This window comes from Providencia rettgeri, assembly GCF_013702265.1.
In the GTDB taxonomy this organism is placed as follows: Bacteria; Pseudomonadota; Gammaproteobacteria; order Enterobacterales; family Enterobacteriaceae; genus Providencia; species Providencia zhijiangensis.
In genome coordinates this window covers 1,416,138-1,436,884 of the sequence record NZ_CP059348.1, presented here as the reverse complement: position 1 = coordinate 1,436,884, position 20,747 = coordinate 1,416,138, and the positions used below count along the sequence as shown (strand labels likewise).

Sequence of the window (20,747 nt, the reverse complement as noted above, 5' to 3'; positions counted from 1 at the left end):
TTACGTCTCCCCACTACCACCGTGTTTACCTACATCAATATCTTTTGCATCGCCGTCATCCATAATTTCAACAGCCTGAGAGATAACCCGAGAGCCGCACATAATCTCACCGTATGCCACCGGAACAGGCATCCCTTGTGCTACTGAGTTTTCTAAGTTGCTGAAATAGGTGTTTCCTTTTTCTTCTTCCGATCGGGATAAATTAGGCGACTTGGGCATCGGCGTTAGCATTTGAGCTACTCCACCAATCATCATCGCGGCACCAGCCAGCATCATCGATGCACCAAAGCTCCAACCCGCAGGGTTCCACCATCCCACCGCAAGAACAGCGGCGCCGGCAATAAACTGAAAAACACCACCATCTTTTGCTCCCTCAATGCGAGGAACGATGTGAATAACGGCATTTGGCATTAATGGCTCATGAATACGTTGATGGAGTTCATCTGGTGAAACATCAGATCCACTGATACGGATGTGGTACCAACCTTCACTGAAGTGTTTTTTTAGATTGGGAATTTGTAGAAATAAGGCGTGTAAACCTTGTACTGCAGTATGAATATTTAAATCGAAGCGGCGTCCAAATCGTTGGAGATCCCCGTAAAATCGGACGGTGACCATTTGCGGTAACGCCAAATCGAATGCGTCATTTTTTGCCATCTTTCGTTATAGACCTCTCGCTTACTAAGTTGATTAGGGACATGATGCAAAATAGTTTGATCACCAAGATAAATGGCGGCGTGATTTGCTCGTGAACTGGCATAGCAACACAGAATAATATCTCCTGATTGAATATCCCTTTTCACTTGTTTGAAGCCATTATTTGTTAGGTTATCAAGGTACAAATCTTTACCTTGTCGCCACCAATTATCCTCTCTAACAAAATCAGGAAGTAAATGACCCGCTAAAAGATAAGCATCACGAAACAACCCATAACAGTCAGTGATTCCATGCTTAAAATCACGTCCTAGTAATAATGGAACAGCGTCAAACTTAATGATTTTTTCATCACAAACTAACCACCAACTCAATGCTGTTTTTAATTGATGCGCTCTGTCAGAAGCGCTAAGGAATGGCTTGCCATTTGGATGACTATGAACAATGGCTACAACCTCACCACGCTGGCTAGCTTGAATATAGTCTTCAGCAGAGATTGAGAAATAATTTTCAGGATCCGCGTGTTGATTTACACAAGGAAGATACATTTCCATTTCATCGATACGAATAATCAAACCGCACGATTCCTGTGGCGCCATGCTTTTTGCATGCTCCAGAATGTCATGTTCTATCATGGTATTCCTTACTGGCTTAGGCGGGATGAAGACAAGAAGCAGCCAATTCTGTCAGTGTTGTTTCTAAGTTTGCAATCTGATAGCCGTTTACCACATTTATCTTTGCTAGGATCCTTGGTTGGATTTCCTAACTCGTCGGCAACCGGCTCACCTGCGTAACCGCACTCTTTAGAGCGATAACTCCACGGGCAAACATCGGATAAAATCACGCGAGCTGGAACAGTGGCGCCATCCGTCTCACTGGGAGCGGCAAGTTCAAACGTTGCTGTTTCAGAATTTAAACTCGTCAGTTGTTCAATGACCCAGCGAGAAACAACCTCTTGAGATGGGTCGGCATTCTCGTTGCCACCAGAGAAATTGATTTCATCTAAAAATCGTGCGCGAACTTTTCTGCGGATAACATTGCCACCAGCCCCAGAATTCAATCGGCTAGCAATACCCGTCACTAGCCCAAACAAATTGGAAATAGTAATGCTTGGCCGACTTGATGGCCCTTTCCCGTTAAATGAGAAACCTTCACCAAAAATTGGGTAAGGATCATATTCAAGCCCTTGCCAAACAATGGGTTTTAGTAATTCATTGGCGCCATTGTGAAAGCGGTACCGCGCTCCGCCAATGTTGGTTAGGTCAATTTCATAGAGTTCGATCTCTGCATCACTTTCAAGTTCGGTAATAGAGATCAGCAGCTCAGGAGGAATGTTTTGCATTATTGCTCCCATAAAAAAACCAGCCGAAGCTGGTTTCCCGAATTGTTTTTAAGAGTTAATTCGCTATTGAGTCAAATATTTTACGAATAAATTCATCTCTGATATTTTCTGGAAGCTTAGATGACAACTGATATATCTCATCGTTATACTTTAGCTTCAGCATTGTGCCACTAGTTTTAGGGTTGTTCTTTTTTAATTCAAATATTAATTTTTTAATCGCGTATTCATTGATAACTTTAATTCCATTTTTTATGCCAACTAATTCTTTCGGGTCATAGTTGGAGAGTGTAAATGAATAATCAATCACTGACGGTTGTATTTTTCTTTTTTCTAAATAACTCTTGCAGTGCTTACATTTTATAGCGTCAGGTCTAATATCCTCGGCGCAATACGGACACTTTGCTAATTCTTGAGAGTTTTTACTAAAAATTACAACCAGTAAGCCGCACATAATAATAAAGCAACTTATTAATATAAAATTCTGCCTATCAGACATTAGTCCAATATTATTAACACTATTCCCATATCCAGTTGCAACAGATACATCCATTGAAAATGACGCTATAGCAGCAATAGAACCAATAATTAGTAGGGCAATACCTAGTGCTTTCATAACAACCCCTGACAAATATAGTTGTTATTATCTTAGCTAAATAAAGATAAATGAAAAGCTATTCCGCTGAATTATACAACCTCCTCAAATTCAGCACTTACTGACGTTCGTAAGTTGCCTGAGTCTGATGACCATTTTTTACAAACGACTTTAATGGCTTGCTTTGATTTTTCTGATTGAAATAAAAAGGAAGTAACTCCACCATGTTTAGCTAAAAAATCCAACACCTGATCTGCAACGTTAGGTTTCAACGATAGTGTGATATTGAATTTTTTTAGCTGGTGATTCATTCCGTCTGGTTGACGCTGTTCATACCCATCACCAAAGCGGACTGCTTTTATCCTTGGGGTGAAATCTGTTTTCATCCCCGGCTTTATTGGCCAATTGAATATTTCCATCATCCCCTCAGTAATTTTATAAAAATTAAATATAATAACGCCTCCAATTTGGAGGCATTATCTAATTGCTAGGATTGATTATTAAAACGATCCACCGTCACGACGCTGAGTTCTCATGTAATCCTCGGCACCTTTTTTAGCAACGTCATAGACCATTTTAAGAGCTTGCGGTCCAATCTCTCCATTACTACCATCATTTTGAATAGTGATATGATTAGTTTGGTAAAAGCCACCAGCATTTTTATTGGAATTTGCAGCTACAACACCTAGTTTTCCGTCAATACCACGCCTAAGTGGTAAAATCGCCTCTGGCCCTGCTTCGCCCATTAGTCCAGCACCACGAGCAAATGGGAAAAGTGTTGGTTTTGATACAATTTGCCCACTGTATGCACTTAGCCCAGGAGTGTTATAGACCCCACCATTAGCATTAGCAACAACTGATCCGCCACCAAAACCAAACGCCTCAAACCCCTTAACAATAGACATTTTCAACGCGATCTCAGTCAACATTTTTAATATTGATCTAGTAAAATCTCTAAAACTAGCCTCTCCGCCAGTTAACGTTTCAGCCAATTGTGAGCTAAAGCCATTTAATGTCGCTGAAGTAACACTTTGAATTTGAGCATTTGCATCGAGCGCTGAGTCCCTATAGTCGCCCCACGCTGTTTTCATGCCAGCAAACCAGTCTTGACGGGCTGCATCTTCTTGCTTGAATGTTTCCATTTTTGAAGCCTGAACTTGTGCCCACTGAGGTTCTCCGCCATAGGTAGATCTTAGTTGCTCAATCTCCAAAGCTCTTTGAAGCTCACGTGATGATAAGCCCAATGACTCAGTAATGGCCCTTTGCCTTGCTTCCTGCTGCTTGGCATATTTATCAGCTTGGTCGCTAAGTTTATTAAGATGCTCTTGGCGTGATACCTGGTCGCCAACTTCTGCGAGTGCCTTTTTATTTGCAAGGATACTTCCTTTGTTTTTTAGCAAAGATTGCTCATCAAGAGATAATTTCCTTTTTTTACTCGCTTCCTCTAGAACACTAAATTTAGCCTGCTCTAGTTGAAAGTTTTTCCGTTGTTGGCTGATAAAATCCGTTGCACTAGCATGTTGCTGGAGAAGTTTCAGCTGAGCTTGAAGTGATGTTAGTTCAGCCTGTGAGGACTCATCTTTCCTTATACCAAGATCAGGCTTATAGGCTTTGCCTTTGGGTGTTTTACGGTCTAATTCCTTTTGGTACCGCTCCTTTTCTCGCTTAATGGCTTCATCTTTTGCAGATTGAGAGGCGTATTCATCATTCCTGATTCTTCTCAACTCACTTTGGTGCTTTTCTTCTGTTGTCTCATATTTCTTTTTTAATGCTAAGTCTGCCTCAAGTTGCTTTTTCATTTTCTCATTAAATTCAGTAATAGCATTTGTCCCTGATTTAAATGACTCCTCATTAGCAACTTGATTTTGCAACGTTTTAATTTCTGAAGTTAGATTTTTAACTAAAGTCTTGTTCGACTCTAAATTTCTCGTGGCATTCTGATTTAAAAAAGACTCAGTGGTTCTTCCAATACCATAACCAGTTGAATCAGGTACGCTACCTTTTTCAGCTAGTTCTAGTTCTTTTTTAAGAGCAATCAATTGCTTAACTTTTGCATCTAATTTCTCTTGTACAGAAACAGAACGACCTACATTAAGCATCTGATTCCAAGCATTTTGAGCAGCTTCCCCCACCCATTTCCATGCAGTTTCAAGCGTACCTAAATTTTCACTTATTTGCTTGCTTCGTTCATTCATTGCAGTAGAAAAAAGCTCCCACGCCAGCTTGGTTGACTCTGTTTTCCTACCCTGCTCTTCAAGAGTTGCTATTTGCTCCAGCTGTGTTGCCGTCAGAAAATGCATAGATTTATCGAGTTCCATCACCGCCTGAACTGGCTGATCTTTAAGTCGCTGAAACTGCTTAATTGTCTCATCGACTGATTGTCCAGTAGCTTTTTCCATCTTGGCTGCAACGCTGGCCACCATATCAACTTGAGCGCCAGTAAATGAACCAGAACCAACAACTTGAGCCAAAGCATCAGCCATTTTGTACTGAGTAATTCCCTCACCAGATAACGATTTAGCCAGATCGTTTAACTGCCCCTTGGTTTTTGCTGCGTAGTTGCCAGTTAAAATCAACTGTTTATTGTATTCACTAAGCTCTTTCGAGCCCTGATAAGCAGCAACACCAAGCGCAGCAATAGCTCCAGCACCCCCTACCATTGCCAATTTCCACGGGGTGATCAAAGAGGTAATTGCTTTTAAAGAATTACCGAATCCACCAAACGAGTCCTTTATTTGTCCACCTTGCTGAACTGCCACTAGCCATGGCGGCATACCCGAGGCGAGCGACGTCACAATATCAGTCATTTGCATCGGCAGCTGTCGCATTGCTTGGCGGTACTGCCCAGAGGTTAAAGTAACCCCCTTCATGACGCGATTTTGAGTTTCTAACTTGCGAATATAAACATCTGCTGCGCTCGACACACCAAGTTGAGCCGCTTGAATGCGCAGCATTTCAGTACGAGATAGATTTTGCTGAGTAACTTGCTCTTTAAGTTTGTTAATGAATCGCTGCTTTTGCTGCGTTGCTGATATCTCTGCGCGCTCAAGCGATTTTGCCGCACCGACAGCTTGAGAGGTTAATGCTTGGTAATCTTTGACGTGTAATAGTCCTTGTTGCATGTCTTGGTTCATGCGACGGCGCACTTCATTAAGACCCTCAAGCCCCTTCCCGTATTTTTGAACAGCATCAAGTTGGGTATAGTATTGCTCAGCCAGAATTTCTTGGTTACGTGCAGACCCCGCTCTTTTGGTCTCTGCCTGCATAATTTGTTGAATTTTCTGATGTGTTTCGTCCATTTCCTTTTGAGCCAAGCGTCGCATGGCTGACTCTTTTTGTTCCGCAGAAATAGACTCTTTTTCAAACTGTTTTAACTGGGACCGCGAGCGCTGAAGGGCGGCTTCTGCCTTAGCTGATTGTCTTTCAATGAAATCTTGCTGGCGCTTAATTGATGCTTGCTCGCGACGCTCTTGTTCAGTCAATTGCCTTTCGACTCGACCTGCTTTTTCAAGAAACTCCGTCGTATTAGCGCCAATTTTAATCTCAAGATCCGCGATTTGGCTGCTCATATCTTACCCCTCCCGTAATTCCCTCGCTGACTGATTGAATAACGTCATCTGGCATATCCTCATCATTAGGTTCTATGTCAGTTAGCAGCATGAAATCGGTTATTTCAGTTTTTGCACCGCACATGGCTGAATAAACGGAACCATGCAAAGCAGCAAACTCAACATCAATCAATTGCGGCATAAATGGCGTTCGACTAAAATGATCAACCCAATCGTTATATTCAGTTGCACTCATTTCACTGAGCATTCTGCGCCAATCAGGTCGACCAAACTCACGCGCAAGGCGCAAGGCAAACGTGCGCTCACGGCTGGCTATTTTCCCATTGAATCTTGTTCATTAGTCTCTTCACCTTCGGCGGAAGATTCTTGGGCATCGCCTTTCATTCCACTGATTTCAGAAATAACAGAAACTGCCTCTTCCAGTGCCGATGAACTCCACGTTAAGGCAACCTCTTCATATACCTCTTCAACCTCTCGATCTCGGTCGCTATGCCACAGGGAACGGGAAACTAACCAAACATTACTTTCTGCAATTTGGCGCATTGATTTTGCTGCAAATTCAATGCCTTCCAGATTGCTAGACTCTTTTTCCTTTAATGCTAAAAAATCAAAATAATCTGCACGTTGTAATGCTGACAGTTCGTGCAAAACAACTGATTCACCGCTAATTTGTACTTCTTTTTTCTTTAAAAACATATTGATACCCTTTGGTTGAAAATAAAAAAGGTCGCTAAGCGACCTATTCATCTACAAATAATAATTTTGGTTGTGTGAGTGAAAGGATTTGTTCGTACTCCAATTGCAATACCTTCTTCTCTTTCTTTCGCCCATTCATTAACTGGCTGCCAAGTCGACCTTTTAATTCTGACTTAGCCACTTTTAACGCGTGACGATGTTGAGCCTCTTCACCTAAATCTTTCCAGCGACTAATTTGCTCTGCCATCCAGTTAAATGCTTCGATGTATTTAACCTTAATTAAGGTAGCCATTTTCCCCGTGAATCCCATGACAACCAAAATGTAACCATCTTTTGTTAATTTAAACATTGGCTGAACGTCGCCATTTTTATCAATAAAATCAATCTCCTCAAAATTGAGGTGGGCGAAATCATCAGGGCACTCATCTCTGACCTGTCTAATTTTCCGCAAAACGTTGTCATGTCGCTTGCCAAAATAATCAGCAATCTTTTTACTAGTTGTGAATATTTGCCCATCGGATGCCATAACCATCTTTTGGAAATTAAATTCGGGAATAACTACCGTATTATTCATGGTGCTTACCTTATTTAGTAATGAACCCTTGCCGAAATAGGAAACCAGCCCATCGAAGCGACACCAGCTATAACTGATCCCCTCAAAGGCTCATTACCTAAATATTGGCTCGATGTATTACGTACGAATGTGCTTTCGGTGCACGGGAGAGAAAATAAAAAAAAGCCACATCAAGTGTGGCCATATGATTGATCTGGCGAGTTAGCCTTTAGGCTGAGCGACTATTTTACCTTCTGGCTTTGGTGGTATTTCTTCCGCCAATGTTGGGCGTCCCGTATTTTTAATTTTTACCGTTCGCGTAATTGTTTCTTTGATCGGAATGGTTTTACCGAGTCCACTCACCCACCCTTTGAACAAATCAACCGTTCCGTTTGGATAAGCGATTTTGTAGAAACGTGAAGCACCGCTGTCAAACCATTTTACAAGGTCTTTTTGTCCCTCTTCTCCGGGCTTCCACGCTAGCGTAATGCTCGCCTCACCGGAGGATTTCTCCCCCTGAGTCGTATTTTCCCAATCACCATTAGGGTCATCAAGGTAGCTATCATCCTCACTGGCCGCAGTGATCTCCCCCGGTTGTAGTTCCTTGACTTTACCGAGGCGAGTAAAGCCAGTCTCACTTAATGGATCCGTAATTTGTTCTTCTTCCCCTGTGTAAATCCACAAGGTAGTCCCTGCGCCTTTAACTGGCGCCAGTGGATTAGGTACCGTTGGCATAGTTCTGTTCCTTACATTTCATATTTAATTTGATAAGAAAGGTCGACAGAGGCCCACAACGACATTTCATCATCGCGGTCATAGTCATAGCCTTTCGGTGTCATATCAGTAATCACTTCCCCTAAATCAGTCATATCAGCAACCGCTGGATATAATTTTTCCTCGACCCACTTATCTAACGTGGCATCGGGTACGGATGATTTAAGGAAAAGTTCGAGGTGGAGAATGGCTGTCCATTGATTGGAATCCAGATAATAAGGATCCGGTCTTGGCTCTGTAAGATAAACAGCAATGACAGGCAGTTCTGATTCATCAAAATGAGTTGGCCGACCATCATACGTTTTGATATTCGGAAAGCGCTCATTTAAGTGCTGTATGACTGTATTGCGAATTCGAGTGTGAACAATCACTATCCCTCCTTAAAGTACAGCCTTAACTGATTATTTAATGCATAGCGCACTTCTTTATCGATATCCGATTCTCGAACATTAATAGCGTGTTCCTCAAAAGCCTCAGTCAGTGGTTTTGAGACAGGGATTTTCACCACTTCAATAGGATATCGACTCTTACCAACACGCTGCATTACATGCCAGCGGCCATTGTTGAGTTGCTGAATAAACGCATTATGAAACGTGAATTTCCCCACTTTTAAAGTGCTACCCATTCGATGACCTGAATTCCTGCTTCTCGATAATTGAACTCGTGCGGTACCGAGTACGATAGCAGGGAGATTCCCTCGGTTAACAGTAACGCGGGCTTTTGGGGTTCCATGTTTTGAACTCGCCTTACTGAACTTAACGCGCTTACGGATAATTTTTTGCTGGATTCGCACTTCTTTAGAAACCTGCTTGACGCTACGGCTTATCGCTCTTGCAGCAACCCGGTTAATCGCTTGTGCGGTCGCAATGGGCGTGACCTTATCAACAATGACATTTAGATTACGAATTGCGTCATCAATCCCCTTCATCGTCAACAACCTCCAGAAAAAGCATCCACTTGCCATTAAATCGCTGTCGGCGAGTGGCTGTGTAATGGATCCCATCAGCAATAACGCGGTCATTCTTTCCGGGCTTAAATGAATCAGAAAAAATGACATAGGAAATCCCATCACCCGTAACCGGACCAAATTCAGGTAGAAAATGAGAATCCACCCCAATATGTTCCGTGCCGTTAATAGAAATAGGCTTCCCCATCCGCTTTGCTGTGAGTGCGTCCATTCGATCCGTTAATCGCTCAAACGCACTCATGGATTAACCACCAGCGGCAGCTGCTGCTGGGAAAATGTTAAGCTTCACCGCGACCATTTCATCACCCGCTTCCGCAGCTGACCATGTTACGCCTACCGCAGCACCACCCTTATCCGCAACAATGCCTTTTTCAGCGGTTACAGCTTGACCAGTCGTCAATGCCACACCCGCTTTTTTAGGAAGTAAATAAACCCCCTCGGCAAAACCATCACCGATTTCACCAGGAGCAATGTTTGTCGCCGCGACGCAAGCCAAAACGCCAACCATCACAAGAGATCCACTTAGAATGCTATCTTTCGCTGAGGTATTAATAATCTCAACAGTCAAACCCTGTTGCTGGTAATTCTTAGCCATAATGTCTCCTACCGGCTCCGAAAAGCCGGATTTTAGGTATAAAAAAAGCCCGTCAGGGCAATATGATTAATTTAACAATTAGAATTAAGCTTCAACACGAAGCAAGCCGCGGTAATCAATAGGCGCAACACCCGCATCAATGCGAACTTTTGTGGTTACGCCATCAGAAGTAAACCCTTCTTGTTGGTCAATATAAGGAACATCAACACCATTTAAATAAGCGACTTCAATAGTGTCAGTGCCTTTTGCTGAGGTCATATACCATGTGGTATCGCTATTAGCATCTAAGCGTGGTTCAGTAATGATTTCGGCAATATTACGAATAGGGTTGATGATGTTGGCATTCACGTCTGCGCCTTTTACGCTACCAGAGCCAACAACCTGAATCGCTGCGATTTCTAATGCTGTTGGCACAAGCATAAATGCAGGGCGAATATTTAACGCTCGCTCGCCTTCTTTTTGCTTGCGCATGGCTGTTCGACCATTGGCAATAGTGTCAACGTCCATACCGCCTTTAATACTGTTGCCATGATCTGCACCAAAGAGTGGCTTACTGTCAGATTGCATTTTTCCATTTTTCGTCAGAATAACGTAAACCAAATCGCCAATGGTGGCTTTAGCAGCACGCCCTAACTTCATTGGGATATCGGTTAGCATTGACATGTCATCGTTGATGATGGCTTGTCGCGAAATACTAAAAAGCTCCCCGTAGGTAGCAAGTGCAATCGTCTCTTTTTTGTCGCTCGTGGTGACATATTTATACTCTGCCCCTTCACGAACTTCACGAATCGAATTAAAGCCCCCCATGCCGACACGAGTTGCAGTTTTAAAATCGCTGAGTTGCCCTTTCTTCGTCCATAGATCAAACGTTTCCTCAGCCTCATCCCAGCCCTGTAAAATAGATTTGTTGGCAACATCCAGTAAAATATTACCAAAATCAGAGGTGGTGTGAGTAAACGCCATTGCGATCATCTGCATTGGGTTATAGCTTGCAACACCCACGCCGCGATCAGCCAGTGACATACGGGCTAATTCGCGGAGTGTCATGCAGTTATATGGGTTGTCAGCATGAACTTCATCATAGCCAGCACGTGCCATTAATGACGCCCGGACACTGTCACCGACGATGTTCCCGTTATTTGCAAAAATGTGAGCGCCGTAATCGTTTTTATTGGTCGGTGTAGCTTCCTGACCTAGTTTGTTAAGCAGCTTCTCCCTTGCATTCTCAACGGAGCAGTTCACATCAAGCAAGCATTCCATCATCGTGTCATTGTGCTTGCCACCAAACATCGCAAAAAGGTCTTTGATACCGTTCATACGAGCTTGCTGATTCTGGCGCGCTTGAGCCTGAATACCTTCAGTATCCGGTTGTGGAGCATTCACTGTATTCTGAGACTGTGGCGCCGGCTCATTGACGGGATTAGTTGTGTTACGTGGATTTGCTAAACTGTTTTTCAGTGTATTTTTTAATGAATTTGGCATGGATTTAAATTCCTCGATGCGTTTAGATGAAAGACTCGCCATTGCTTTAACTGGCTCAATAGTGGTGTTAGCAAAACCGTGCTCAACGCACTCTTCTGCTGTGAGCCATGTTTCTTCACTGAGCATGGCTTCAAGTTCCTCTTTGGTTTTCCCTGTTTTCTCCATGTACGCGGGAATTAAGACATTTTCGACCTTATCCAACAAATCGGCGTAGTCACGCATATCATCGGCATCACCCCACGATACCCCCCATGGCTTATGGATCATCATCATGGCATTGGTTGGCATAATGACTTCATCCCCAACCATCGCAATGACCGAGGCCATGGATGCTGCTAAGCCATCGATATATACCGTAATGCTGGCATTGTGGTTTTTTAACTGGTTGTAAATGGCGATACCTTCAAAGACTTCACCGCCCGGTGAATGAATATGAAGATTAATGTGGCTAAGATTTCCCAGCGCAATAAGATCTTCAGTAAATCGTCTTGCGCTAATACCCCAGCCACCAATTTCGTCATAGATGTAGATATCTGCCGTCGTTTCACTGGTTGCTTTCATTTGAAACCAGTTTTTATCCGGTGATGACATCAATGGCTTATTCATCTCTGTGCTATTTTTTGGTGGCACTTGATGTGTTTGTTTCATTTGCATTTTCGCTACCTTTGTCATTTGCCGGATCGGTATCAAAAACCAGCCCCAGCCGTTTATTTTCATCGATTTCTGCTTTACGACGACGTTTAACTTCCGCAGGGTTCCCGCCTCGAGCTCGAACCCAGTCACTCTCCGATGCAGCCCCACCACGAATTTGTGTTTTCCATGCATTAGATTCTTTAAGTGGGTCAATCCACGGCATAACCGGACCACTGTAAGTAGCGTTATAGAGTGAATCGGGATCAACATCCGGTGGGACGACAATCACCCCTGAAGTAATCGCCATGTTTAACCACTGACGATAAACAGGACGGCTTACAGAGCCACAAAAGGTGTCTTGCAAGATGTAGTAACCCTCAAATGACTCCACCAGCTCTTGCCGCTGTGCGCTGTATGTCCCGTTATAATCACGCGCAATACTGGAATAGCTTCCGCGACTTCCTGCAGCAACTGCTCTAAGCTGACCGTTACGGAAATTTTCAAGGTTTTGGTTAGGTCTGTCTGACTTGATCATGCCAACATCTTCACCGGGTTTTAGCCCATCAAAGATAATGCCCGGCACAATATCGAGACTACGATCATCTTCATCACTGCCATCATCATAAATACCCGCATCCCCTTTTTTGATATACATCCCCAAAGAGGCGGCAATACGTGCGGCGGTCAGTTCTGCATCCTCATAGTCTTTCAAAGCACTCAAACGCGTCAAAATGCCAGAAAATAAACTATTACCTCGGATTTGATGCAAGCGACGCACATATTTTAAATGCAGCATGTTTTCGGTCAGGATGGACTTAAGATCGCCCATTTGCTGCCCTGTGGTGAGTAAGCTTTTGTACACAAAGTAAGACTGCGGCCGTCCCCAGTGATTAAGTTGAATGCCCTGCCGAATATTTTTGCTTGTATCATCAAGGTGAATTGGCACAAAGTCTGGTTCCAAGGCTTCCAGCCAAAATGGGATACCCGCCTGGTTATCAAGCCCCTTTTGATTGCCCCTCACTAATTGAGCAAAGACTTCGCCGTCTCGGATCCACGTCCTGACTAAAAGGCGCTCAAGCATGGGCCGCGTAAATTGCCCTGTAACTTCCGGTCGAATTGACCATTCAGACCACGCAGTTCGGATCTGCTTCGCGAGATCATCATGAATTTGCCCGGTAAGAGATAATGGCTGAGGCTCAACAATAATCCCTTTACTCCCAACAACTCGCTCTTCAATTTTGTCAAGAATGCCAATGACAAGGTCGTGATTACTGTCCAACCATCTTGCTTGCTCACGTAATGACTTACCGCCCATTTGAGTTAACTGGTTGGCATTTCGGCTCTCTCTTCGGGCCTTATGAATACGAGATGGCGTCGCAGCCTCATAAGCTTGAATGGCATAACGAGATTTGGCTCGCTGACTCGCCCATGACGGTGAGAGTGCCGCGATAACCTTATCCAACATATTCATGAAAACCTCGCCACTTTATAACCGGGAGAATGACGGCGTGAAGCGCTGGTTGCCATATATCTAGCCTCCCACTGCTCGCGCCCCTTACGGATTTCACTCAAATTTTCCATGGTCATTGACTGGCCATTAAACGTGACGTTTTTACCCTGCAGTATTTCCATTTCTGCTTTTAGGTAAGCATCCAGCATTTCCTTAATTTGTTCTCGGGTCATACCCACCCTCCAGAATTTGCAGACACAGGGGACCATGCCGAACTTACGCTAGGTTTGGTCTCTTGTGTTTCAGTTTGAGATTGAATTGATGTTGAGCTTGAGGAGGGTTGGCGATTTGCTGGCTGTGGTGATTGAACATTGTTCACATCCGGCAACCTTGCCCACTTAGGTGGGTTCTCCCATTTGATTTTTTCGTAACCGAGTAATATGACTAAAGCATGCGCATAAACCGTTAAGTCAAACGCTTCGTTAGCCCCTTTACCCGGCTTCGACCATTTACCATTACTGTCGCGCTCTTCATACGTGAGTTCATCGTAAAAAGAATCCTCCAGCCAATCAGGAAAGTGGATATAGTTATTTCCCACCGTTTCTCTTCCTAAGTGCGATGAAATGCGGTCTTTTAATTCATTGGTTTGTAGCAAGTAAATAGGCACGTCACCGCGAGCCCTTGCACGGCGATCTGAGCGCTCTGTATTGTCAGGGTAAGATTTGGTAATCAGTTTGCTTTTAGCCTTACCATCCCCTTTAAAAAGGTATACGCGACGAGAAAGTCCTTCTTTTTTGCACTTGCGCCAAAACTGATAAGCGTTATCTGTTACGCCTTCTTCCCCACCGGTATCTACCGCCATGCTATGAACACCCATTTCAATATCTTCATGACCTTGAAGTGGATATGTTTTATCTAAAACATCCGTAATTAAAATATCCCAGTCCTCGGCATAAGAGGAAGGGTCAATTTTTAAGGCTTCACCATCCGCGTTAGAACGCAGGGAATGCGTGATATCAAACCGATCAATTATCCATCGCTCACCTCTGGCGCCATAACCTGTAACTTGAACGACAAAGCGGCGTTTTTTACCACCTTGTACGTCGACTGTAGCAACCAAAAATCTCACACCAGAAGGCACTGAGCTATAATCCCAATATTCAGCACGCAATTTAAGATCATCACCGCTTCGCTGCTCTTGGTTGATTTTCGGTAAGTAAGGCTGCCCCCAGTCCGTGTTAATGACGGATTTAAGGGTTTCTTCACTCCCGGTTCGTTCATATTCCTGCTCGGCATTGAGTAAGTTATAAACTAACTTTTCCCACGTCTGATATGCGGCTGCTGGACCTTCCATCCAAAATGATGCAATGCGGGAGTCTCGTGCATTTCCTGTGATCTTGCCGTGTTTATCAATGGATTGACCTTCTCTGAGCCAGACGCCGCGATTGTTTAACGTTCTTTTTTGCTCAGGCTCAATCAAATTCATGCAATGTGGACACTGCAGTCTGGCCGCTTTGCTTCCTGTTGTTGGATCATCACCCTCACCAAAACCCACCATATTTTCACGAATGGGAAGAAAATATTCTGAACAGTGTGGACATGGCCAATACCAGCGCCGGCGATCACCTCGATTATAGAGCGATAAAATCCCCGTGGTTGGTGGGGCTTCATGTGGTGTGTTTCGCCGCCATTTGCTGTTTGTAATTTCTCGACCAGGAGAACTTTCAACTAATGTTTTTCCCGCAGACATAAACGTCGTAGTACGTTTTGAGGCTAGTGTATAAGCATCGCCTTCGCCGTCCACATCCTCTGGAAATCGGTCATAATCTGTCAATGCGACAAATCGGTAGTCAGATGAAGACATGATGTTCACCGACGGCCAGCCTATTTTTAGGTAATTCCCAGCCTTAAAGGTTTTATCATGAACGTTATTATCGTTACGATGCGGGCTAAGCCTTTTGGCAACTTCACGGCTCGATCTAAATGTTCTATCTAATCGCTTCTTGGAGTGCTCCCGCGCTTTTTCTTTTGTCATTTGAATCAGCAAAAAATCAGCGGGATCACAAACAATCACATACACTATCCAACCATCAATCAACCCTAGAGACTTTCCTGTCCGCGCTGGACCAACGAAAATGACTGAATCATACCGTCTGTCCGCTAAGCAATTCATCGGTTCAATGATGTACGGCGTTAATGAATCATCCCACGGTATTGACGTCCCCTCGCCCATGGGTACTCGCATATATTTTTTTACGGCTTGAGCAATTGGCATTCGCCTTGGCGCTTTGAGTAATGCGGAAACGTCCTTTCTCACTGAAGATGCTGAGGCGTAATTAGTTTTCATCATCAAAATCCTCTGCATTCATAACCTCAGATGAAAGCACGTTCCTCAACTCATCGACGAGCTTTTGAGCCTCAGTGATTTGATCTGCTTTCCAGCCATTATCTCGCTCAAGTTTATCTGGCCATGTATCAAGTACCTGAGAAATGGCTTTGATCATCACCGCCATTTCCCGATGAACATCCGCAACCGGCACTAGTTGCTTCAGTGTTGTTTCCAGCTTTATTCGTTCATTTTCAGATTGGTACCAATCTTTTCTGTCCTTTGGAAACATGAGTGCGGGATCTTGAATGCCACTCGGCTCTGAATCTTTATCGGCACCAAATAAAACGGGGCCGACTTCCCGAAGTGCATAAACGGGATTACCTCTTACATTACTGGCTATTGGGGTATTCGCATCGAGCAATCGCTTTTTAACTGTTCCGCGATTTAAGCCGAATGCTTCAGCAATCTTAGCCACGCTCCAGTTGTAGGCGTCCCCCAGATTGCTGATGTTGGACATTGACACCTCACTCTGTCAGGTGAAAATTGATATTTTCATTTATTATCATAGAGATATAACGCATTGAGGTGACAACTCATTATTAAAGTTGTCACCTCAATATCGATATTCACAAATTAAATCAAATAGTTAAATGATCTGCTGCTGACAGCATGGAAATTTGAAAACGAGCCGTTTCCCGCGTGGTCGCCGCCTCGTGGTAGGGGTATCCCCTCGGGAGTACCTTTTGAATTATTCACATAATTACTTGATTCCTTGCACTTATAACTGTATTTATTTACACCCTGAAAAATAAACATGCTGTATAAATAATCAAGCTAGTAAGGAGTTAAAATGGAAATACCCGAAATGAAGTCGTTTTTACTAGATTTAACTAAGATTAAATTCCCGAAGGCAGTCGACACTGCTTGCAAAGAGTTATTAGATTTTGACCCTGAGCTAGTAAATAATGTACTACTCATCTTACTTCGCGAAGGCAAAATAGAAGTTAAAGACTGGGCGCCTCATAGAATAATCAGCACTTACACGGCTATCTAAATCTTCCATAGCCTACCCCAAGTAGGCTATTTTTATACATTCATGCCCATCAACTATTTTGGCTATTGCAGTTGTTATGCCTGTGAATTCGGCGTTGCCACTGGCAACATCAATCTTAAACTCTGCCTTATTCTTTAGGCCTACATCAACCATTAACCCTGCAATGCGCTTAAGTTGCGCCTCTAGCTTATCCAGATCAGTAGTATCGACTGATACCTTGACACTTAACTCAGCAATTTCTTTTTTATCTATCATGACTTTCTCCACAGATGAAAAAGCCACCAATAATTAGCTGGTGGCTATATATGACTGAATAATGTAGCATCCTATTGATTTCACTAAATCTATCATTCTATAACACTACAAGGAGTGAAAATGGCACGCTTATATACCGATGAAGTAGAAATATACCGTGGTTATGAAGAAGCAAAATACTTTAAAATTACAGAAGAAATATATAATAAAAAACATCCTAAAATAAAAATTACAGCACTAGCAAGTTTAGTGGCTCGTAGTCTATCGGAGTATTTCGAGCTTAAGCTATATAGTGACATCCATTCAGATTATGAAGATTACCGTAACAAATCAGTATATGGTTTTTGGGCTCACCCCATCAAAAGAAGTGTTGATATTCCTCATGCTGTGTTTTATGGCGCTATATTCTTATACCAAAAAGAGAATTTGTTAGATTCCAACCAAAGCTCATATACCTGTAATACTGATACTGTCATTTTGAAGATAAAGATTTATCATATTTTAGATAACATCATTCAAGAACTTAGCACTGAAGTATTTTCTTTTTCCATTAAAAAACAAAACATTACTATCTTCCATGATTCGTCTGCCGAATATTTCCCATCAAAAAAACAGTATGAGTTACCTGTAGCGCTCAATGGGCAGTGGTACCATGAGCAGTCAACGGATATATCTAAATGGATACTAGATGTGATTCAGGAGTTAAAATAGCCACTACACCTTATTATTTATTATTTCTGTTCGTCTCTATGTCTTGGATAGCTTCAAGCTGCTCATTCGCCTTCTCTATCGCCGCAAGCAGTAATCTGTTCCACAATACAGACGCTTGGAATGATAGAGTCTTGCCATCACTGTCTGGTGGCAAAGGCGGTACCACTGAATTAGTTAACGTCGATGGAATTGGAACGCATTGCGCGCTCTCGTAACTCGTTTGTGTACTCGAACAAGCCATCAGTAACAGGCTGAGGCACAAGAGAATCACAAGAAGACTCTGCTTTGAGTATCGTTTTATATTCAATGACTTTCTCCTGCGCTTTCGCATCAGCTTGAATGCCGTTCCGGTATGCTGTTGTTGCTATCTGATTGAAGCGATTGAATTGAAATGATTGATGGGCAATGACTGCACTTTGTTTGATGTTATCTTGCTTTAACTTGTCGTTGTCGCTCTTAACTGCAGTGTTATTATCATAAAGCGTTAATGCTAACCAGCTAACAGCAACTAACATTAAAAAAAGCCAAAACGAGTTATCTATCTTCATAAGTTAACCTGCTTGGCTTTATTGTAATTGACCGCACTTTGACAGCGTTTTTCTAAACTTACCTTGTCAGTACCACCGCAGGTATTGTCTCTGAGTACGTATACGCCAGCTGCCAAACAGACGGGGATCCCGATAATGAAAGCGGATAAGCATAAGCAAACTCGCCAAGACATACAGCTTCTTCCACTTCGCGCCTTGTCATTAACCCTTTCCATTTCACGCCCCCGGCATAAATCCAACGTTTAAGTTCGTTGCAAGCACCAGTGTGGTCACCTGCATTGAGTTTTTTGAGTAACGTAGAACGCGAGAAAGCACCGGTTCCGACGTTATAAGTAAATGAATAAAGTGCCGCCCTGGTGTAATCAGGAATATTGACTTTAATTAGTGGATTTACCGCTTTAGCGACGATAGCTAAGTCTTTTTCTAGTAGCGCTTTACACTCAGCTTCGGTATAAGTCTTTGTGGGAATAATGTCAGAGCCAGTGTGTCCATAGCACACGGTTAATATTCCTACCGGATCCAAGTATGGCTTAGGCTTGTACCCTTCAAACTCAGTAACCATTGCAACAGTTAATGTCATCAATCCACCAGCTGCAGCGGCCATTTTTATTTTATTTGGTATCTTTGCCATGTACCGCCTCTCTGCGTTTATCTTCTTTTCGTTTGAAATATAGGTTTGTTAGGAATGTGGCCAGACCTAAAAGCAGGCTTCCCAGCACACCAATCGCTGCCCATTGTTCCGATGAAAAACCATCTAATAATTGCTTTAACCAGTAAAACGTTGAACCTGTCGAAGCAGCATAGGAGGCGCCAGTCGTTAATTTATCCATACGCATATACCACCCCCTACGGAGTGCCCGATATTTAGTTAATAAAAAAGCCACAGATGTGGCTCATAAATGAGTTTTAGTGATAGAACTTAATGTTTTACTTAGATAAAGTATCAATAAATATGAGAAGCTATTTATGCTCATCACTTTCTTAAATAGGTACTTTTATGGAAAAAGAACAAAGCACTGAAAAAAACAGCCCTTATATATCAAATGAACTGGCTGTTGAGATTTATAGGATTGGATATGAATCAGGCTTGCAGGTGGCAAAGATGCTGTTTTTATCTAATGGTAGTGCAGTTATCGCTTTACTTGCTCTTTTCGGTAACGTTTGGGGTAAAGGAATTCCAGGCGATGTGCTTATGATTTTTTCTGATTCCATGCTTGATTTTTGCATTGGTCTAACATTAACCATCCTTACCACTGCATTTGCCTATTTTAACAATATATTACAAGGCGTTTTTTCAAGTGTGAAATTATCCATAATATTGCTTATAGGTATGAGCGTATCCGGATTTTCTTCAGCTATTTTCTTTATATTGGGTATATTTAAAGCACACTCCGGAATGACTTTGTATTTTGGTTAATTACTATTTAACAATTCAATCTTTTGCATCCTGACGTGTAACTCAAAGTGTGGTTATAATGTGAGCGTTATAAGTCTTTGTATTCAGCAAAAGGTGAGTTAATGATATTTCTAAATACTGAGAATGGACCGATTAAATTAGATAAATGGGACGATATCATCTCTAATCCATTATTTATGAGCAAAATTCCAAAAGGAGAACATCAGCTAGAAAAAATTATTGGATATTATGAAGTTAAAGAAAAAGTTCATTGTTCTCTATCAACCTGCAATCAACCTCACAATAAAGGGTATATCGTTGTCACAACTGAAAATATCGAAACTATTATTGGCAATAGTTGTGGTAAAAATATATTCGGAGTTGAATTTGAGGGGTTAGCATCTGATTTTGATAAATTCAGAGAGCATGAAGAACGAAAGTCAATCATATCTCAAGGTAAGCTTAACTTGCCTGCATGGAGAGAGTCCCTTGAGGCCCTTAGATTTAAGGGGCGAGATATTTTATGGTCAACAATGAATATAGAGCGCTTATGTAACTCTCAGTATGTTGGGAGAACCGCCGCCAATGAATTCAGAAATATTGCTAAGAATCAAAACCCAGACATTACCTATGACACAACGAATATAGACAAGAAACTGAAATCATTACTTTTTGAGTTTAATAAAAAGTTTAGAGAAAGTGGAGAAGCTTTTGATTCAGTATCGGTGGGGAAAATGCAATATATCCACGTTCTATTACCAGAAAACAACCTAAAAAATCGATACACTTCTATTTATGAAGACCTTAAGTTGCTAGATTCTATTGAAATTCATGAAGCTTCAAGCCCTTTGCTTTTAGATGTTTCGATACGAACCAACACCATTAAAACTAGAATTGATGAGCTTTCTCAATTATTTAAAGATTCAAAGCAATTTTTACAAAGAAAGAATCTTAATTTAATTAATGAAAAACTTAAGAAAATGGAAAATGTCAGCTCAGAAGACAGAGATTCTTATTTATCTTTCATTAATTCAATTTAAATAAAAAAGCCCCGCTAATGCGAGGCTTTAAATTCGTTTCCTGCCTTGCGTGTACAGCTTCGCGCAGCATATACGAAAACTATAACTTTATCGGCAAAATAGTCAAG

Annotated in this window: 27 protein-coding genes and 1 pseudogene; 4 read left to right on the top strand and 24 right to left on the bottom strand. The window is 42.3% G+C overall.

Annotation, left to right across the window (positions count from 1 at the left end; translation table 11 throughout):
* The 19 genes and pseudogenes from H0913_RS06600 to H0913_RS06510 all read right to left on the bottom strand — a co-directional run bounded on the left by H0913_RS06600 (position 1) and on the right by H0913_RS06510 (position 16,153).
* Positions 1-657: a tail assembly protein gene (locus H0913_RS06600; protein WP_181478263.1), complete on the bottom strand. Its 657-nt coding sequence runs from the start codon at positions 655-657 to the stop codon at positions 1-3.
* Positions 561-1,289 (bottom strand): C40 family peptidase, encoded by a 729-nt coding sequence (locus H0913_RS06595; RefSeq protein ID WP_181478261.1) that lies wholly within the window; start codon positions 1,287-1,289, stop codon positions 561-563. Before H0913_RS06595 ends, H0913_RS06600 begins: the two co-directional genes overlap by 97 nt.
* Before the next feature lie 8 nt (positions 1,290-1,297).
* Positions 1,298-1,996 carry a phage minor tail protein L gene (locus H0913_RS06590; RefSeq protein WP_181478259.1) on the bottom strand — a complete coding sequence of 233 codons (699 nt, stop codon included), beginning with the start codon at positions 1,994-1,996 and terminating at the stop codon, positions 1,298-1,300.
* Positions 1,997-2,051: 55 nt separating this feature from the next.
* Entirely contained in the window at positions 2,052-2,609 is a 558-nt protein-coding gene (locus H0913_RS06585) for a hypothetical protein (protein WP_181478257.1), read from the bottom strand.
* A 71-nt stretch (positions 2,610-2,680) separates the two neighbouring features.
* Positions 2,681-3,010, bottom strand: coding sequence for a phage tail protein (locus H0913_RS06580; RefSeq protein WP_232368834.1), 330 nt, complete (start codon positions 3,008-3,010; stop codon positions 2,681-2,683).
* Positions 3,011-3,088: 78 nt separating this feature from the next.
* Entirely contained in the window at positions 3,089-6,157 is a 3,069-nt protein-coding gene (locus H0913_RS06575; RefSeq protein ID WP_181478255.1) for a phage tail tape measure protein, read from the bottom strand.
* Entirely contained in the window at positions 6,132-6,404 is a 273-nt protein-coding gene (locus H0913_RS06570; protein ID WP_006813627.1) for a phage tail assembly protein T, read from the bottom strand. The genes H0913_RS06575 and H0913_RS06570 overlap by 26 nt, the downstream gene beginning before the upstream one ends.
* A gap of 65 nt (positions 6,405-6,469) precedes the next feature.
* Entirely contained in the window at positions 6,470-6,853 is a 384-nt protein-coding gene (gene gpG / locus H0913_RS06565; RefSeq protein ID WP_181478253.1) for a phage tail assembly chaperone G, read from the bottom strand.
* A 43-nt stretch (positions 6,854-6,896) separates the two neighbouring features.
* A complete protein-coding gene (locus tag H0913_RS06560) occupies positions 6,897-7,427 on the bottom strand; it encodes a Rha family transcriptional regulator (RefSeq protein WP_181478251.1) in 531 nt (176 codons plus the stop codon).
* Between the two features lie 249 nt (positions 7,428-7,676).
* Positions 7,677-8,141 (bottom strand): annotated as a pseudogene (locus H0913_RS06555) (phage tail tube protein); the annotation flags it as partial.
* A gap of 11 nt (positions 8,142-8,152) precedes the next feature.
* Positions 8,153-8,551 (bottom strand): phage tail terminator protein, encoded by a 399-nt coding sequence (gpU, locus tag H0913_RS06550; RefSeq protein WP_181478247.1) that lies wholly within the window; start codon positions 8,549-8,551, stop codon positions 8,153-8,155.
* Positions 8,551-9,108, bottom strand: a complete 558-nt coding sequence (locus H0913_RS06545; protein WP_181478245.1) for a phage tail protein — start codon at positions 9,106-9,108, stop codon at positions 8,551-8,553. Before H0913_RS06545 ends, gpU begins: the two co-directional genes overlap by 1 nt.
* Positions 9,095-9,388: an ATP-binding protein gene (locus tag H0913_RS06540; protein WP_181478243.1), complete on the bottom strand. Its 294-nt coding sequence runs from the start codon at positions 9,386-9,388 to the stop codon at positions 9,095-9,097. The genes H0913_RS06545 and H0913_RS06540 overlap by 14 nt, the downstream gene beginning before the upstream one ends.
* A 3-nt stretch (positions 9,389-9,391) precedes the next feature.
* Entirely contained in the window at positions 9,392-9,742 is a 351-nt protein-coding gene (locus tag H0913_RS06535; protein WP_181478241.1) for a capsid cement protein, read from the bottom strand.
* 84 nt (positions 9,743-9,826) lie between these two features.
* A complete protein-coding gene (locus H0913_RS06530) occupies positions 9,827-11,878 on the bottom strand; it encodes a ClpP-like prohead protease/major capsid protein fusion protein (RefSeq protein ID WP_420720240.1) in 2,052 nt (683 codons plus the stop codon).
* On the bottom strand, positions 11,838-13,328 hold the full coding sequence (locus H0913_RS06525) for a phage portal protein (RefSeq protein ID WP_181478239.1): 1,491 nt from the start codon (positions 13,326-13,328) through the stop codon (positions 11,838-11,840). Before H0913_RS06525 ends, H0913_RS06530 begins: the two co-directional genes overlap by 41 nt.
* Complete coding sequence (locus H0913_RS06520; RefSeq protein ID WP_006813638.1) at positions 13,325-13,540, bottom strand: hypothetical protein; 216 nt, start codon at positions 13,538-13,540, stop codon at positions 13,325-13,327. The genes H0913_RS06525 and H0913_RS06520 overlap by 4 nt, the downstream gene beginning before the upstream one ends.
* Complete coding sequence (locus tag H0913_RS06515; RefSeq protein WP_181478237.1) at positions 13,537-15,657, bottom strand: phage terminase large subunit family protein; 2,121 nt, start codon at positions 15,655-15,657, stop codon at positions 13,537-13,539. Before H0913_RS06515 ends, H0913_RS06520 begins: the two co-directional genes overlap by 4 nt.
* Positions 15,644-16,153 (bottom strand): DUF1441 family protein, encoded by a 510-nt coding sequence (locus H0913_RS06510; protein ID WP_006813640.1) that lies wholly within the window; start codon positions 16,151-16,153, stop codon positions 15,644-15,646. Before H0913_RS06510 ends, H0913_RS06515 begins: the two co-directional genes overlap by 14 nt.
* A 333-nt stretch (positions 16,154-16,486) precedes the next feature.
* On the opposite strand from H0913_RS06510, the gene H0913_RS06505 reads away from it, so the two are divergent.
* Positions 16,487-16,690 (top strand): hypothetical protein, encoded by a 204-nt coding sequence (locus H0913_RS06505; RefSeq protein ID WP_181478235.1) that lies wholly within the window; start codon positions 16,487-16,489, stop codon positions 16,688-16,690.
* 12 nt (positions 16,691-16,702) lie between these two features.
* Here H0913_RS06505 and H0913_RS06500 read toward each other — a convergent pair whose 3' ends face one another.
* Positions 16,703-16,945, bottom strand: a complete 243-nt coding sequence (locus tag H0913_RS06500) for a hypothetical protein (protein ID WP_232368833.1) — start codon at positions 16,943-16,945, stop codon at positions 16,703-16,705.
* Between the two features lie 120 nt (positions 16,946-17,065).
* On the opposite strand from H0913_RS06500, the gene H0913_RS06495 reads away from it, so the two are divergent.
* Positions 17,066-17,656, top strand: a complete 591-nt coding sequence (locus tag H0913_RS06495; protein ID WP_181478233.1) for a hypothetical protein — start codon at positions 17,066-17,068, stop codon at positions 17,654-17,656.
* 13 nt (positions 17,657-17,669) lie between these two features.
* Here the strand turns inward: H0913_RS06495 and H0913_RS18980 are convergent, their stop codons facing one another.
* From H0913_RS18980 to H0913_RS06480, 4 genes are read right to left on the bottom strand one after another with little or no spacing between them, the layout of a single operon-like run.
* On the bottom strand, positions 17,670-17,897 hold the full coding sequence (locus tag H0913_RS18980) for a hypothetical protein (RefSeq protein ID WP_420720239.1): 228 nt from the start codon (positions 17,895-17,897) through the stop codon (positions 17,670-17,672).
* Complete coding sequence (locus tag H0913_RS06490) at positions 17,827-18,204, bottom strand: hypothetical protein (RefSeq protein ID WP_181478232.1); 378 nt, start codon at positions 18,202-18,204, stop codon at positions 17,827-17,829. Before H0913_RS06490 ends, H0913_RS18980 begins: the two co-directional genes overlap by 71 nt.
* 58 nt (positions 18,205-18,262) lie before the next feature.
* On the bottom strand, positions 18,263-18,835 hold the full coding sequence (locus tag H0913_RS06485) for a lysozyme (protein ID WP_181478230.1): 573 nt from the start codon (positions 18,833-18,835) through the stop codon (positions 18,263-18,265).
* Entirely contained in the window at positions 18,816-19,040 is a 225-nt protein-coding gene (locus H0913_RS06480) for a class II holin family protein (protein ID WP_006814760.1), read from the bottom strand. Before H0913_RS06480 ends, H0913_RS06485 begins: the two co-directional genes overlap by 20 nt.
* 161 nt (positions 19,041-19,201) lie before the next feature.
* Here H0913_RS06480 and H0913_RS06475 point away from each other — a divergent pair, with 161 nt between their 5' ends.
* Together H0913_RS06475 and H0913_RS06470 are read left to right on the top strand one after the other, a co-directional pair.
* The gene (locus H0913_RS06475; RefSeq protein WP_181478228.1) at positions 19,202-19,621 is read left to right on the top strand and encodes a hypothetical protein; all 420 of its coding nucleotides are present in this window, start codon (positions 19,202-19,204) and stop codon (positions 19,619-19,621) included.
* Positions 19,622-19,722: 101 nt separating this feature from the next.
* Positions 19,723-20,640: a hypothetical protein gene (locus H0913_RS06470; protein WP_181478226.1), complete on the top strand. Its 918-nt coding sequence runs from the start codon at positions 19,723-19,725 to the stop codon at positions 20,638-20,640.
* Positions 20,641-20,747: the final 107 nt, after the last annotated feature.

Bases quoted from the DNA above. Each gene is read 5' to 3' on its own strand.
- H0913_RS06600 (WP_181478263.1), bottom strand. From the start codon at position 657: ATGGCAAAAAATGACGCATTCGATTTGGCGTTACCGCAAATGGTCACC.
- H0913_RS06595 (WP_181478261.1), bottom strand. From the start codon at position 1,289: ATGATAGAACATGACATTCTGGAGCATGCAAAAAGCATGGCGCCACAG.
- H0913_RS06590 (WP_181478259.1), bottom strand. From the start codon at position 1,996: ATGCAAAACATTCCTCCTGAGCTGCTGATCTCTATTACCGAACTTGAA.
- H0913_RS06585 (WP_181478257.1), bottom strand. From the start codon at position 2,609: ATGAAAGCACTAGGTATTGCCCTACTAATTATTGGTTCTATTGCTGCT.
- H0913_RS06580 (WP_232368834.1), bottom strand. From the start codon at position 3,010: ATGATGGAAATATTCAATTGGCCAATAAAGCCGGGGATGAAAACAGAT.
- H0913_RS06575 (WP_181478255.1), bottom strand. From the start codon at position 6,157: ATGAGCAGCCAAATCGCGGATCTTGAGATTAAAATTGGCGCTAATACG.
- H0913_RS06570 (WP_006813627.1), bottom strand. From the start codon at position 6,404: ATGCTCAGTGAAATGAGTGCAACTGAATATAACGATTGGGTTGATCAT.
- gpG (WP_181478253.1), bottom strand. From the start codon at position 6,853: ATGTTTTTAAAGAAAAAAGAAGTACAAATTAGCGGTGAATCAGTTGTT.
- H0913_RS06560 (WP_181478251.1), bottom strand. From the start codon at position 7,427: ATGAATAATACGGTAGTTATTCCCGAATTTAATTTCCAAAAGATGGTT.
- H0913_RS06545 (WP_181478245.1), bottom strand. From the start codon at position 9,108: ATGAAGGGGATTGATGACGCAATTCGTAATCTAAATGTCATTGTTGAT.
- H0913_RS06540 (WP_181478243.1), bottom strand. From the start codon at position 9,388: ATGAGTGCGTTTGAGCGATTAACGGATCGAATGGACGCACTCACAGCA.
- H0913_RS06535 (WP_181478241.1), bottom strand. From the start codon at position 9,742: ATGGCTAAGAATTACCAGCAACAGGGTTTGACTGTTGAGATTATTAAT.
- H0913_RS06530 (WP_420720240.1), bottom strand. From the start codon at position 11,878: ATGCAAATGAAACAAACACATCAAGTGCCACCAAAAAATAGCACAGAG.
- H0913_RS06525 (WP_181478239.1), bottom strand. From the start codon at position 13,328: ATGAATATGTTGGATAAGGTTATCGCGGCACTCTCACCGTCATGGGCG.
- H0913_RS06520 (WP_006813638.1), bottom strand. From the start codon at position 13,540: ATGACCCGAGAACAAATTAAGGAAATGCTGGATGCTTACCTAAAAGCA.
- H0913_RS06515 (WP_181478237.1), bottom strand. From the start codon at position 15,657: ATGATGAAAACTAATTACGCCTCAGCATCTTCAGTGAGAAAGGACGTT.
- H0913_RS06510 (WP_006813640.1), bottom strand. From the start codon at position 16,153: ATGTCCAACATCAGCAATCTGGGGGACGCCTACAACTGGAGCGTGGCT.
- H0913_RS06505 (WP_181478235.1), top strand. From the start codon at position 16,487: ATGGAAATACCCGAAATGAAGTCGTTTTTACTAGATTTAACTAAGATT.
- H0913_RS06500 (WP_232368833.1), bottom strand. From the start codon at position 16,945: ATGATAGATAAAAAAGAAATTGCTGAGTTAAGTGTCAAGGTATCAGTC.
- H0913_RS06495 (WP_181478233.1), top strand. From the start codon at position 17,066: ATGGCACGCTTATATACCGATGAAGTAGAAATATACCGTGGTTATGAA.
- H0913_RS18980 (WP_420720239.1), bottom strand. From the start codon at position 17,897: ATGGCTTGTTCGAGTACACAAACGAGTTACGAGAGCGCGCAATGCGTT.
- H0913_RS06490 (WP_181478232.1), bottom strand. From the start codon at position 18,204: ATGAAGATAGATAACTCGTTTTGGCTTTTTTTAATGTTAGTTGCTGTT.
- H0913_RS06485 (WP_181478230.1), bottom strand. From the start codon at position 18,835: ATGGCAAAGATACCAAATAAAATAAAAATGGCCGCTGCAGCTGGTGGA.
- H0913_RS06480 (WP_006814760.1), bottom strand. From the start codon at position 19,040: ATGCGTATGGATAAATTAACGACTGGCGCCTCCTATGCTGCTTCGACA.
- H0913_RS06475 (WP_181478228.1), top strand. From the start codon at position 19,202: ATGGAAAAAGAACAAAGCACTGAAAAAAACAGCCCTTATATATCAAAT.
- H0913_RS06470 (WP_181478226.1), top strand. From the start codon at position 19,723: ATGATATTTCTAAATACTGAGAATGGACCGATTAAATTAGATAAATGG.